The sequence below is a fragment of the Paenibacillus sp. BK033 genome (assembly GCF_004345425.1).
Classification (GTDB): Bacteria; Bacillota; Bacilli; order Paenibacillales; family Paenibacillaceae; genus Pristimantibacillus.
In genome coordinates this window covers 265,053-278,280 of the sequence record NZ_SLVP01000005.1, presented here as the reverse complement: position 1 = coordinate 278,280, position 13,228 = coordinate 265,053, and the positions used below count along the sequence as shown (strand labels likewise).

12 protein-coding genes and 1 pseudogene are annotated in these 13,228 nt (G+C 46.2%); 3 read left to right on the top strand and 10 right to left on the bottom strand.

All coding sequences use genetic code 11. The features are described 5' to 3' along the window. Positions 1-125: 125 nt before the first annotated feature. The 3 genes from EV294_RS18640 to EV294_RS18630 all read right to left on the bottom strand — a co-directional run bounded on the left by EV294_RS18640 (position 126) and on the right by EV294_RS18630 (position 2,277). Complete coding sequence (locus EV294_RS18640) at positions 126-455, bottom strand: antibiotic biosynthesis monooxygenase family protein (RefSeq protein WP_132309449.1); 330 nt, start codon at positions 453-455, stop codon at positions 126-128. Between the two features lie 51 nt (positions 456-506). Then, positions 507-1,400: an oxidoreductase gene (locus EV294_RS18635; RefSeq protein ID WP_132309447.1), complete on the bottom strand. Its 894-nt coding sequence runs from the start codon at positions 1,398-1,400 to the stop codon at positions 507-509. 313 nt (positions 1,401-1,713) lie between these two features. Then, positions 1,714-2,277 (bottom strand): TetR/AcrR family transcriptional regulator, encoded by a 564-nt coding sequence (locus EV294_RS18630; RefSeq protein ID WP_132309445.1) that lies wholly within the window; start codon positions 2,275-2,277, stop codon positions 1,714-1,716. A gap of 124 nt (positions 2,278-2,401) precedes the next feature. Between EV294_RS18630 and EV294_RS18625 the strand changes: the two genes are divergently transcribed. Genes EV294_RS18625 through EV294_RS18615 form a run of 3 tightly spaced genes read left to right on the top strand, consistent with a single transcriptional unit; the run spans position 2,402 to position 5,878 of the window. Continuing rightward, on the top strand, positions 2,402-3,730 hold the full coding sequence (locus EV294_RS18625) for a spore germination protein (protein ID WP_132309443.1): 1,329 nt from the start codon (positions 2,402-2,404) through the stop codon (positions 3,728-3,730). Next, entirely contained in the window at positions 3,660-4,826 is a 1,167-nt protein-coding gene (locus EV294_RS18620; protein ID WP_132309441.1) for a GerAB/ArcD/ProY family transporter, read from the top strand. The genes EV294_RS18625 and EV294_RS18620 overlap by 71 nt, the downstream gene beginning before the upstream one ends. 11 nt (positions 4,827-4,837) lie before the next feature. Continuing rightward, entirely contained in the window at positions 4,838-5,878 is a 1,041-nt protein-coding gene (locus EV294_RS18615) for a Ger(x)C family spore germination protein (protein ID WP_243711703.1), read from the top strand. Between the two features lie 41 nt (positions 5,879-5,919). Here EV294_RS18615 and EV294_RS18610 read toward each other — a convergent pair whose 3' ends face one another. From EV294_RS18610 to EV294_RS18580, 7 genes and pseudogenes are all read right to left on the bottom strand, one after another. Further along, positions 5,920-6,540: a hypothetical protein gene (locus EV294_RS18610; protein WP_132309437.1), complete on the bottom strand. Its 621-nt coding sequence runs from the start codon at positions 6,538-6,540 to the stop codon at positions 5,920-5,922. An 83-nt stretch (positions 6,541-6,623) separates the two neighbouring features. Continuing rightward, the gene (murA, locus tag EV294_RS18605) at positions 6,624-7,913 is read right to left on the bottom strand and encodes a UDP-N-acetylglucosamine 1-carboxyvinyltransferase (protein ID WP_132309435.1); all 1,290 of its coding nucleotides are present in this window, start codon (positions 7,911-7,913) and stop codon (positions 6,624-6,626) included. Positions 7,914-7,934: 21 nt separating this feature from the next. Beyond that, positions 7,935-8,633 carry an FHA domain-containing protein gene (locus EV294_RS18600; protein WP_132309433.1) on the bottom strand — a complete coding sequence of 233 codons (699 nt, stop codon included), beginning with the start codon at positions 8,631-8,633 and terminating at the stop codon, positions 7,935-7,937. A gap of 173 nt (positions 8,634-8,806) precedes the next feature. Next, positions 8,807-9,280: a hypothetical protein gene (locus EV294_RS18595; RefSeq protein WP_132309431.1), complete on the bottom strand. Its 474-nt coding sequence runs from the start codon at positions 9,278-9,280 to the stop codon at positions 8,807-8,809. A gap of 144 nt (positions 9,281-9,424) precedes the next feature. After that, positions 9,425-10,585, bottom strand: coding sequence for a Ger(x)C family spore germination protein (locus tag EV294_RS18590; protein WP_132309429.1), 1,161 nt, complete (start codon positions 10,583-10,585; stop codon positions 9,425-9,427). Further along, positions 10,582-12,030: a spore germination protein gene (locus EV294_RS18585; RefSeq protein ID WP_132309427.1), complete on the bottom strand. Its 1,449-nt coding sequence runs from the start codon at positions 12,028-12,030 to the stop codon at positions 10,582-10,584. Before EV294_RS18585 ends, EV294_RS18590 begins: the two co-directional genes overlap by 4 nt. Positions 12,031-12,103: 73 nt before the next feature. After that, positions 12,104-13,120 (bottom strand): annotated as a pseudogene (locus tag EV294_RS18580) (endospore germination permease); the annotation flags it as partial. Positions 13,121-13,228 lie beyond the last annotated feature (108 nt).

Below are 13,228 nucleotides of genomic sequence, written 5' to 3'. Positions count from 1 at the left end.
AAGAACGGGTGTTCCCCTGTCAATTCTTATTTTATTCGTCCGTCAAATTTATTATTAATTACATAACTTATATTATGTTAACTAAAAATGCCCCAAGGAGATTTCCTCCCTGGGGCAAAAGTCTGTTACGCTTTGACCGGCTCAAACGTCTTGACGACCTCGTACATTCCCGGTTCGAAGGTTGCTATCTTTAATGCTTCCTGCAAATACGGAAGCGGCTTTGGATCATCCCGCATTGCCTGGTAGTCCTCCAGGCTTCTCCATTGCGCATACATCGTTACTTTCTTGCCGTCCGTGCTCCTGTGCAAGCTGGACGAAATGAATCCGTCCGCATACCGGACAGAAACGTCCGTTGCGCTTGTAAGAAGCTCGACCAGACGATCCTGATTCTCGGGTTCAACGGTAAATACGTTGATAAAAGTTAAAACCGGATGATCGGCGGAAATATGAGTCATGCTGCACACTCCTTTTATTTTCTTCAATAATATTTGCGAATCCCCTCACGTTCATTCAACGTCTTGCTTCTGTTCAAACTCGTCATACATACGAGTAACCTGCGGATTCAGCTCTTTTGCTTCAAAGTCGGTAGATACGCTCAGCTTCTCCCATCGTTTGGTTTCAGCCAGCTTGCCGGCATCCACTGCGTTTGCAATGGCGACAGCATCGCTGCCGAGCAAGAGACGAAGCGGCGGATTTTCTTCATTTGCAATGGCTAGGATGGCTTGCGCGGCTTTGTCCGGGTCTCCGTTCTCCTTCCCGGTTACATCGCGCAGATGCTTCAGCAGACCGCCTACCGTTTCTTGGTATTCGCCGCGCGGTTCGATATGCTGCATGGAGGATCCCGCCCAATCGGTACGGAAGCCGCCCGGTTCGATCAACGTAACTTTGAGCCCAAGAGGAGCAACCTCTTTCGCCAATACCTCGGAAAAGCCTTCAACTGCCCATTTTGACATCTGGTAAGGTCCAAGGCCAGGCGCGCCGGAGCGTCCTCCGATAGACGAGAACTGAACGATATGCCCGTGCCCCTGTTCCCGCAATAACGGAAGCGCGGCTTTCGTAACGTTCACGACCCCCCAGAGATTGGTTTCCGTTTGTGCCCGGAAATCCTCCATCGGCGTTTCTTCAATGGAGGAGACATTGCCGTATCCTGCGTTATTCACAAGAACATCCAATCGTCCGAACGCTTCGAACGCCTCTTGAACAGCTGCCTCCGCCTGCTCGTAGCTCGTAACGTCCAGGGGAACAAGTCGAACCTGGCTGCCGTAACGCTCTTTCAGATCGGCCAATTGCTCCGTTCGGCGCGCGGTTGCGATCAGCCGATCTCCGTTTGCCAATACGGCTTCCGCCAGACTGCGGCCGAAACCGCGGGAGCTTCCTGTAATGAACCATACTTTAGACATATAAAAGTACCTCCTGATTGTTTTAGATTTAACTTGGAACATTCATTCCACCGTTAGTATAGTCCCGTTGATGTTTAAATGCAATAGTTTTCGGAATGTTTATTCCAACCATATTTATACATATGCCAAAATCCCTTAAATCACAACGTACTTCGGCTATTTAAGAGGCCTTTCCCTTAATCCATTCCTCCTCTGGCTTTTATTAACCTAAGAACAAAACAAACAAACTTCTTAAACGTTTTCGGAATACATATTCCAATATGAGCAAAAATAAAAACAGCCCTTGGATTCAAATCGATCCGCAAGGCTGCCGCTAGACTAAAATGGCTTTCCATGACGCTTCCAAAATCTGTTGAACCTGAACATCGTCCAAAGGATATTTATCTATGTAATAACCTTTAAGTATGGACGAAATGATACCGTGAATAAGCTGGTGGCACAGATGCGAGTCCATCTCCTTGATAATCCCCTGTTTCTGCCCCTCCACGATCAAGGAAAGAACGATCTCGCTGGACTGACGGGCATCCTCCATGTTGCGCAGCTCGGGCGAAATATAGGGGGAGAACGAAAAACTGTCGATAAACAAAAATTCCTTCGGATAACGGATCCCGAATTTCAATCGGTTCAACTGCAAGCACTTAAACCGCTCGTATAAGCTTGCTTCCGGATTATAGTCTTGAAGCAGGTATTCTCCCATAAGAAGGCGTGCTTCTCTATACACCGCATTAACTAACTCTTCTTTGTTTGCGAAATAATTATAGATCGTTCCCGCTCCGACGTTTGCGCGCTTGAATAGCTTGGCGAACGTGACGGACTGAAGTCCCTCTTCATGGATCAAGTCGAGAGTAGCCTCCATAATATCCTGCTTTTTGCTCATGTGTCCCACCTCTTGCAATAACATTAGTATGTTTCCGAGTATGGTGTCAAGGATACGGCTTCATCCAAGAGTAACAATGGAAAATTAGGGCATAATATTTTTTGACCTTATACCTTAGAGGAGCATGGCTAATATGGATGCAATAGATGAAGTAAGAGCCCACTTTTCAACCTACCCGGATTACGTAAACCAGCAGTTGCAAATTGCGTCTGATACCTTTACCATTACCGGCTTAAAATCATTGATAAACTTCCCGCAAACGGTATATATGGTTCGAGATTCGCTGCTTACGGCATCCCTTAAACGTCTGGAGCTAGTCGATGTATTTGCTGGGCTTGGCCAGATCATGCCGGCCGACTCTAATCGATTAATTTCAGAAATTACGGACGGTATGCTTGTTGCCGTACATCATGTCTCCGGCCAGTATGTCAGTATATACCCTATTCCGCAACCGAACAGCAGATCAATCGCGATGCCGATTATGGAAAACAACGTAGGCGGCTCCAACAGCGCGTTTAATGAGAACCTGGAATCCAACATTACTCTGCTTCGTTCCCATTTGAATACGAAGGACCTCCAATTAAGGACCTATACATTCGGCATTCATGTGAAGACAAGGGTGATTTTATGTTATTTGGAATCCTGTACCGATACGGAGCTGCTAAATTCGCTCACAGAGAAGCTTGAATCCGGACAAGCTAAGGATGTTTCCAACATTCAAGACCTTTCCTCGATTTTAGGATTTTCGAAGTTCTCAATGATTACCCGTTACATGACCTATGAGCTGCCTCAAAACGCTGCAAAAGCATTAAAAGACGGCAAAGCTGTTTTATTTCAGGAGAGGCTTCCGTTTTCCATTGTATTACCCAATTTGATTACGGATTTATTTATTACGGAAGACGACAGGAACCATCCGCCGGTTTATACTTGGCTGCTTCGAGTCCTCCGTCTAATTGGAATATTAACGACATTAATTGTGCCTGGATTATACGTAGCGCTCGTATCGGTGAACCCCGATGTATTACGATTTGAGCTAGCCCATTCCATTGCGCGAAGCCGGCTTGACGTCCCCTACCCCGCCATTGTTGAGGCTCTGCTTCTATTAATCATAATGGAATTGATTATGGAGGCTATTATTAGACTCCCTTCCAGCATAGGACCCACGGTGACGATGGTTGGTGGCATTGTTCTTGGACAAGCAGCGGTTGATGCCAAGTTGGTAAGCAATCTGCTTATCATCGTAATTGCCGCCGCAACCATTGCGAATGCTGCCGTAGTGGGATTTCGGAATTCCTATTCGATTCGCGTATTTAAATATTTGCTGCTGTTCCTGTCAGCGTTCCTCGGAGTTCTTGGTTTATTATCGGGGCTTGTCATTTTATGTGCTTACTTCGCTGGCATCCGTACACTTGATGTTCCCTATTTACAATTTAGACGCTCAAAAGGAGAATGACATGTCAAAAAGTCTGCAAGTTTCCTTGACCTATATCATCATGCATATGGGGCTGATTTTTTTCTTGTATCCTTTGGATGTGATTGAATGCGCGAATGAAGCACATTGGATACCGGTACTTGCCGGTTATTTGTTTCATATTCTAATGATTTATATCTACCTCAAGGGTTTAAGTTATTTCAAAGGCGAGAGTATTGTAAATATACTGATGAAAAAGAATAAATGGTTGGCTTGGTTAGCATTACTGCCTATGCTGATCTATTTGATGTGGATTATCGTATTATGCATTCGGTCATTGGCTGAGGTTATTTCAATCGCCTTTTTATCCAACACGCCTCTATGGATTCTTATGCTTCTCATGCTTGCCATTTCCGGTTATATGACCATTCACGGGAAAATTGGAGGCCTGTTAAGATTATCGGTTCTATTTATCGTACTGTTTATCGGACCGATGTTTTTTGTTCTAGTCTCTTCTTTCCAGAATGTCGATTGGCATTATTTATTTCCGATATGGCCAGCGACCAACGCGTTGACTTTTCTCAGTCATCCTTCTTTCTACAAAAGCTTGTTTGCTTACACGGGCGGCTTCCTAATGCTTGGATTTCTGCCTCCTAAAGCGGCTTTCACACCAAAGTCCATATTTTGGTCAAGCCTCTTGCTCCTGCCCATTTATCTCGTTTCCGTCTACATTCCTGTACTTAAGCTGGGCGAAGAAACGGCTCGTCGGCTGCAGTTTCCATATATTTTTGCGGTAGACACGGTTGAAATAAACTGGCTGATGTTTGAGAGGATCAATGTCTTCTTATTGCTTTCGATTGTTGCTTTCTGCATGTTGTTTGTAGCAGTTACAATCTGGCAAGTTATTTGCATCTTCCAACAGAGCATAAAGAACATCAGCTCCAATATCCTGATTCCAACCATTATCTTCATCACGTTTATCACCTGCCTAACGATTCCGGATTGGAAAGAAGTCGACAGCTTCTTCCAATGGAATACGGGCTTGCGGCTGTACGTTGCCATTACAACGCCAAGCCTTCTTTTATGCCTCGGTTTGTTGCATGCGAGGAAGATGAGGTTAAGGTTGAAGAGCTCATGAAGGTTCGGATAATGATTAGTCTTATTGTCATTGGATTACTCGGCGGATGTTGGGATAATAAGGATATTAACCACCGGGCACTACCGATCGCGATGGGAATCTCCTATGAACAAGGCAGTTATGAGATCTATCTGGACATCCCTAAGGTCAGCGAGAGCGACCAGGGCATTCAAGTAATTAAGGCCAAGGGCTCTTCCATAAGCTCGGCGTTTGATCAGATCTCCATGAACATGGAAAGTCAGGTCGATTTGCTCCATCTGAAGGTCATTCTTGTCAATAAAGCATTCGCAATTCACGGATTAAATGAAGTAACAGCCAGTTTCATCCGATCCCGTCACGTTTCTCCGAAAACCGTCATTTCCATTTGCGATGAACCGCTTGATCAATTTTTCAAAAAGATTAACCTGCTTAATAACGGTGACGGAAAGGAAATCTACGACTTTTTCCAGAAAAACGCCGGTTGGAATCCTGAAATTGCCTATACGCCGCTGTGGAAAGTATTCAGAAGCATCCACTCGTATACCAATGACGTTGTTCTGCCAATTATCGAATCGGGCGAGACAACCGCTATCCAAAGCAAGGGAGCGGGAATTATTAAGAACGGAAGAATGGTAGGCCGATTGAATAATGATCAAACCCTGTTGTACAACGTCTTTGACGGGAATAGTCTGGATGGAAAGATTGAAGTTATGGGCAAAGCTACCGTTCAAATAGCAAGCACCCGGATCCATCATGAAAGTAAGTTTGTCGACAATCAGCCTGTATTAAACAGCCGGCTTATACTGAGGGTCATTATCCTGGACGTCATTGGTGAGCCTTCGATGGAAGTTATCAAGACGGAACTGCAAAGTCTACTGCAACGCATATTGAATCAAATTTTCAAAAAAATTCAAAGCGTAAACGCGGATATCTTTGGTATCGGCCAGCATTTCCGGGATGATCTGCCCCGAACGGAATTGGCGAAGTGGCGCACCAAATATCTGCCCGAGGCCAAAATCAATCTCGAAGTGAAAACAACCATCAGAAATACGGGCAATCTTAAACTGCACTAAGTTTTACGGTTTGAATTCCGTAAGGCTTTCTGCCAACTGGTTTATCGTCGCATCCGTATAGTAGTATCGAGAACTTTGAGCGTTTCCTCAATGGATAAACGGATATATTCCAGGATCGTGTCGAGGCTATAGATTTCCAGATCGTCCGGGGAAAAGGGCTCTTCGATATGGAAGTCGCCGATAAGCTGGTTCGCAATATCCGGTATGTACTCCGGATATAAGCCGTCGATCAGGACGTTGTCAATGACGGGGACTTCCATGGGAGGAGATAATGGATATTCTCGTAACAATAATTTGTTTAATCTTCTAAAATCACGGTAGCCTTTTTCTATCGCGGCTTGCCTCTCCTCCTCCGGGAGTGCCTTGATCAATTTCAGGTACATCGTTTCGTACCAGATGTGATCGGCTACTAGATGGCTTAAATAACCGACATAAAAGGAATCGTCAAAGTTGTCCTTGTATTTCTGAGCGAAAAACTCGTAATCCGTCCTCTTCTTGCCCTCCTTGTCGATACGAACAAAATGAGTGACCGATTTAGGCGCGTAAACGGGATGGGTTAAGTCGGGAGCGAGACCTCCCAGATGAATTCGGGCTTCTAGCGAACTATAAATCCGTTTATTGACTTCTGATGTAATACAATAATGCATCATGCGGGATCCCATTTGCATCCACTCCTCTTTATCCATGATTGGTATTAAAAAAGCCTCTAACACGAAATGGTTAGAGGCTTCTGTGATGTCGTATATTAACTCAGGATTTTGTCTCCGGTGATCAACGTATCCGCCCGTTCGTGAATGGACAGCTTAGCCCCGATTGCGCGAAAGCTGCCAATCACGTCTTCATAGCCGCGTTCGATATGCTCAACGCCCGTAATGTTGGTGCTTCCCTCCGCGGCGAGGCCCGCCAGCAGCAGGCATGTACCGGCGCGCACATCCGTTGCGTGCACCCAACCGCCTTGCAGCGGGATTCCGCCTCTGATAAACGCGCTTTCCTTCCGCAGCTCAATCTCTGCGCCAAGCCGCCTTAACTGCGGGACGTGAGCGAACCGCATCGGGTAGACGCGCTCCGTGATGATGCTCTTGCCTTTCGCCTGCAGCAGAAGAGCCGTCATGGGCTGCTGCAGGTCCGTCGCGAAGCCGGGATACATGCCTGTCCGAATGCGCGACGCTCTTAACGAACCGGAGCTATACGCCGTAATATGGTTCTCGCCGCATTCAATTTCCAGCCCTATTTCTTGCAGCTTGGACAGACAGGACCCCAGATGTTCGGGGATCACATCCTCCACGGTAACCTGTCCGCCGTTCATTCCGGCAGCCATCAGAAAAGCTCCGGCAATCAAACGATCGGGAATAACCGTATGTCTTCCCCCATTCAAATAAGACACGCCTTCAATGCGGATCCGGTTCGTTCCCGCACCGTAGATTTTCGCGCCAAGCCGATTCAGGAAAGCCGCCGTATCCACAACCTCCGGATCTACGGCCGCGTTATGAAGAATCGTGCGGCCTTTCGCCCGGGAAGCTGCGAGTATCGCGTTAATCGTTGCGCCGGATGTGACCATATCGAAGTAGATGTCCGCGCCTTTGAGCTCCGCGCCATCCACAACGTAATAATCCTGGAACATGTGAACCTGGGCGCCAAGCGCTTGGAACACCTTAATATGCTGATCAATCGGCCTGGAGACGAAATTATCGCCTCCGGGGAATCCGATCGTTACTCGTCCAAATTTAGCCAGCAGGGCACCCGCAAAATAATACGATGCCCGGTAGCTCGAGGACTTGCCCGGATCGATCACGGCACTGTGAATCCAGCGCGGGTCAAGGATCATTAGCCCTCCCTCTTGCTTCAGCTCCATGCCGATATCCTGGCTTATTCCTTCAATCATTCTTATATCGTCGATGAGGGGAATACCCTCGAGCATGACAATATCATCCGCCAAACATGCTGCGGCAAGCAGCGCCAGAGAACTGTTTTTCGCTCCAGGAATATGTACTTTTCCGTTAAGGGGTCCTGAATACTCTGTCTGTATATATTTCATGAAGGAATTCTCCTACTTTCGTCAGGAAGATACAATCTCCGATTCGAGTACGTAGCCGCTGCCGCGCACTGCGCTTATCAGGAAGGTGTCTTTGCCGTATTTTTTGCGCACCCGGTAAATCAGGGCATTTAATTCATCGAGCGTAACATCCGGGATGCCTTCTTCTCCCGCTAGCCGTTCAGGCCATACCGTAGCCTTAATGACTTCAAGCGGTACAAGCCGATTCGCATTCTCGTGCAGAAGGCGGATCAGCAAATATTCCTTTTCCGACATCGGAATACGCTGCCCTTCCACTATGCATTCTCTCTTCTCCCAATGAATGGTCAGCGGCATTCCCGGGATTTCAAGCTGTCTGGTAATGCTAAGCGGTTCAAGCTCCAGCGTCTGGTCGGCGAACACGTAGGAGAAGTGAAGGACACTCATGCCGTTGGCCAGCTTGATGATGTCGAAATTGTTCAAAGGATAAGGTCGGTGAGGCTTCACGCGTTCCCCGTTGATCTCCGTTCCGTGCAGGCTTCCTTTATCGTACAGCACGGCTTTGTCCAGTTCTTTCCGTATGACGATATGCTGACGTGAAATAAACGGATTGGTAAAGGCGATATCCGGAGTCAACTGATTGGATAACCGGCCAACCGTCGTTTCATTCTCATCCAAATTCACGATGGTTCCCGACTTGTAGGGCTCACCGCGAATGATATATAAGCATGCAAAGTTTTCCACTTGTGTTCCTCCGTATGGGATGGCGGACTGCCATCGGTAGTGACTCCATTAGATATCGTAACTCAAACCGGGCATGATTAAAACCTCCGCACACTGACGCCCCGCTTATTTTTCAGTAACGCTGCGGGAGTCAGTGAAGCAAAAAAAGAGCCGCTGCCCGAGCGACTCTACCCTTACAACCAAGACATGAAATCTTTATCGACCATCTTTACGTTGTTAGCTGCGGCCCACTCTTTCAGATCCATTATACCCTGATCTTCATTCGCAGCGAAACTGAAGCATAACCGAAGGGGGACGATTTTCTTTCCTTTTGGCTTTATGCCGATAACCGGATTGAAATAGCCCATTTTCATAATGACTTTAATCTCTTGCGCAGAAAGGGTGTGGCCGTTCACCAGAATCGCGTTTTCATGCATAGATAGCCCATTAGGTTTTCTTAAAGCTCTGATTACGGTTAATATTAAGAGAACGATATAAACCAGGAATATGAAAGAGTTCGAATCTAAGATAAGCAACTCCGTCTCGCCTCTACTTGAATAGTCCCTCCAGCGATGGATAATGATAAACAACCAAATCAGACTTGCGACTGAAAAAACGATCATATTTTTTAACCTGGTTGGGTTTTTCACGGAATACGTAACGTTCAAGTCAGTTCCCCCTTTATGCTGCCTATCTTTTTCTCGCCTTTAATCCCATCCAATTAATTCCACGCAACTTGCCTAATATCCTGCATTAAAGGCAACGCAAAAAAATCCGCGGGCTACGCGGATTTCCACTAAACTTATTACAACTTACGGCTCCATATCATACATGCCGGAGTGAGAGATGTTAACCTTTACTTTTACGTCCTTTAATGAATTTTCATTCAAAAACGATCCGTGTTCCGTGCTGCCCGCAGCAGCCGTCAAAGACTTCCATGTTTTCGGATCCCTTCTGTACAAATACTGCTCCAGTCCGTAAATATCCGTAGCATTCGCGATCCCGGCGTTATAAGTTTGAACCACTTGTTCTCTAATTTCTTTCTCCGCGATGACTTGAAATTCCTTAGCTCCGGAGCCCGTAAGCACCTCTTCGATTACTCCTTTGAATTCCAACTCCAAACGTATAAACGGTTTGCCGCCCTCGATTGCGAAATCTACTTTTTTGTCCGGCTTTAAGATCGACATCATCCCTATTCGCCTGCCGTCTTTATTAATCGGCAGAACGGACCGCCTCGTCTTGGGAGTGACCCATCGCACGCCGTCCAATTGTTTTTCCGAATAAAAATGCTCCGCTCTTCCGTCATCCAAAGCAAAAGCCCCATTCATTTCAAGAACCGTTTGATCCCTTTCCGTGTCTTCCCACTTCTTCTTGACGAGAATCAGGTTCGGAATCAGATCGGTTTCCCCTTTCTCCTCTTTATTGGCCAATACGGTGTTGAGCCGAATCGGCGGAACGTAGGACAGTTGGTTGTGAAGGACCCTAGGGTTATGCAAAAGATTCGAAATAGGCGAAAGATTGAAAAAGGTGGAGTATTTGAACAACTCGCTAATAGGCTCGCGTGTGCTAAAAACCCAGGTATTATACCGAATTTGCGGAAACCGCGGAATCGAATCAAAAAAAGTGTTGATATCGTTTTTTATGGCGTTTTCGCTAAACACAATGGCCATCAGATGATCCCAATACAAATTTTGCTGCGAGGTTTTGTAAAGCTTGTTAATCGCCTCATACAGGGACTCCCCTTCGCTTCTGCCAATCCATACATTTGATCGGTCTCCAGGAGGACTCTGGTCATGCGTACCCATGTCGCCGAAATCCATAAGTTGTACATAAATGGTATACTTGCCCTCTTTGTGATCAATACCCATCGCGGTAACAAAATTGTAGTCGGATACAGTCTTTACATCCCAGCATCCCGTTAACACAAGGCATATACCGAGCAATATGAAGGCGACTCCGACTCTTTTTCTCATTTCCCGCTCTCCTTTCGTTCGATATCCTGCGGTTTGTAAATGAACGGCCTTCTCTTTACCCTGGATCTCGGTTTGGTCAGCAAAGCCATAATCATATCCTTAAATACCGGAGGCGAGAATGGCGCCAGATAAGGCACTCCGAACGACTGCATTCTTGTTAAGTAAATAAGCAGCGCGAACATGCCCCAGAAGAAACCATACATGCCAAGAAACGCAGAGCATGCCAATATAAACAAACGCAATATCGTTACCAATCCGCTTAACGATTGATTAACCAGCGTGTAGGTTGAGACCATGGACAAAGCGGTTACTACGAGCATGGCCGATGAGGTTAAACCTGCGTCTATTGCAGCTTGACCAATGAATAAGCCCCCTACCACAGTAACAGTCTGCCCAACCCCTTTTGGAAGCCGGATGCCTGCTTCACGGAACAATTCAAAAGTAAATTGCATGAGAAAGGCCTCCAAGGGTGCGGGTATTGGCAGCCCTTTGCTGACGTTAATGACGGTCGCTAACGTTGTAATTGGAATTTGGTCCAGATGATACGACGTAAGGGCAACATAGAAACCCGGAATAAAAATACCGATAAACAAGCCCAGATACCTTAGAAGGGACTCGCAAGCAACAAATAAATAGTTGGCATGAATGTCTTCGGGTGTTTTCAGTAAAGAAGACAAGGTGGCCGGTGCAATAAGCACCATTGGCGTCCCATCCACGATAATAACGAAACGCCCCCTGAGGATCGCCTCAACCGCATAGTCAGGTCGTCCGATATAATCTATGGAAGGAAATATACGGAATGGCCAATCCGAGATGAATTCCTCTAATTCTTCGCTGCTGACTAAAGCATCCACATCGATTTTCTGAATCCGCTTGCGGGCTGTCTCAAGAATTTTCGGGTGGATAATATCGCTGTCATACAAAAGCGCAACCTTGGTTCTGCTCCTGCGGCCAACCACAAAGCTTTCGCAGCAAAGAGTTGTATTACGCAACCGTTTGCGCACAAGCGCGATATTGGTAGAGATATTCTCCGTAAAGCCGTCACGCGGTCCTTTAACCGATACTTCCGTATTGGATTCCTCGGTATTTCGCTGTGGAGGGTTGGAAATATCAACAGCATAGATCCTTTTGTTTTGGTCGAAAAGGAGCAGGAGCTTTCCGGAAAAAACGGCATCCACAATACTTTGCTGCTCGCGTTCCACTGGCAAGAAAGACAAATTTCCCAGGGTACCTGTCATCATTTCTTCGGCTGTCAATTTTTCCAACTGGGGAATTATGGTTTGGTCGATAAGCTTCCTGTCCGTTAAACCCTCGCAATAAACAAAGAGCACCCCCCACCTGCTCTCCTCGTTTATAAGATGAACGGGCTGGAAAACGACATCGGAGCATTTATGGAACCATTGCCGCAAGACCGATTCAATGGGATGGATCTCTTTTGACTGCATGGCTTTGACCTCCCCTTTCTCTTATGCGGACAATAAATGCGAACAGAAGCAGCAGACACAAAATACCCATGAGTAAAATCAAGGCAATCGGGTAAAACCATTCCCTCAGAAACCAGACGAACGCGGGATCGCTTATCGGAAAAAGCGGCATGATCAACATGAACGCCGTAAGCGCCAAAAGGGTAATATTTCTCGATAAGGCATGCTTGAATTGAAACAGCTCGACAATCAAAAACATGCAAAGCGCCAAGCGGATAAAAGCCCCGCTTAACCATTCGTAGATTGACAAAAAATCAAGATGGGCTACGTTTTTCCCTATGGTGACAAGGCCCCATTGCTCAAAGGTTGGATACCGCTGCAGCCCGACTTCGCCGGGGGAGAAGTTGGTTATAATATCAACCAGCGTACCTAACACAAGACCGATATGAACAGCAACCAACAGGAATATGAAGCCAGGACGGACCTTCGATTGAATATGATGCTGGATAAATAAAAGAATGATTATTTCTAGCACCGTATGGGAAGAAAAAATCATTCCGTGCAGTACCGGCGGCATACCGTTCTCCAAAACCGGCATGACATATTGATAGTTTTTATATTGAAGGTTTACGAATAGCAAAAATATTTCGAGCAGGATAAAAAACGGAAGCAATACTCCAGCGCATAGTGTAATGGACCAAAAGCCCGCTTGCGCTGCCATGTAGCATAACAGCGTCAATGAAGCAGCGATTACAAACCGCGGGGTTTCCTGAAGAAAGGTTGCGTCTACCCAATTAGTCGTATCTTTTAGCGTTATCAGACTATCGGATAATAAATAAAGCATAAACGGAATCGCGATCATCCAGCTGGAAAATACACCGAAATGACGTTTTACCCAAGGAATAATGGACTCGTTCTTGGTTGAATTCATGATAAATTGGAGGATTAATAGCAGAAAAACGCCCGGCACGATTGCAAGTACAACGCTAATCCAGGAGTCTCTTCCCGATACTTTCAAAATAAGCGGTATAATGGTGGACTGGTTGGTAACTGCAGATGTAATTACAAGCAATAAAAAGGCTTGTACCAGAGAGATCTTAAGCGAATTCATTCTTACACACCTTTATCAATAGAGATTTGTTGTAGTATTTTCCATGTCCGATGAAATTATCCAAGAAAGCGCAATCCTGCACGGCACAGCGCAACAAAAAAACGAATA

Coding starts and splice junctions, on each gene's coding strand:
- EV294_RS18640 (WP_132309449.1), bottom strand. CDS start 455: ATGACTCATATTTCCGCCGATCATCCGGTTTTAACTTTTATCAACGTA.
- EV294_RS18635 (WP_132309447.1), bottom strand. CDS start 1,400: ATGTCTAAAGTATGGTTCATTACAGGAAGCTCCCGCGGTTTCGGCCGC.
- EV294_RS18630 (WP_132309445.1), bottom strand. CDS start 2,277: ATGAGCAAAAAGCAGGATATTATGGAGGCTACTCTCGACTTGATCCAT.
- EV294_RS18625 (WP_132309443.1), top strand. CDS start 2,402: ATGGCTAATATGGATGCAATAGATGAAGTAAGAGCCCACTTTTCAACC.
- EV294_RS18615 (WP_243711703.1), top strand. CDS start 4,838: ATGATTAGTCTTATTGTCATTGGATTACTCGGCGGATGTTGGGATAAT.
- EV294_RS18610 (WP_132309437.1), bottom strand. CDS start 6,540: ATGGGATCCCGCATGATGCATTATTGTATTACATCAGAAGTCAATAAA.
- murA (WP_132309435.1), bottom strand. CDS start 7,913: ATGAAATATATACAGACAGAGTATTCAGGACCCCTTAACGGAAAAGTA.
- EV294_RS18590 (WP_132309429.1), bottom strand. CDS start 10,585: ATGAGAAAAAGAGTCGGAGTCGCCTTCATATTGCTCGGTATATGCCTT.
- EV294_RS18585 (WP_132309427.1), bottom strand. CDS start 12,030: ATGCAGTCAAAAGAGATCCATCCCATTGAATCGGTCTTGCGGCAATGG.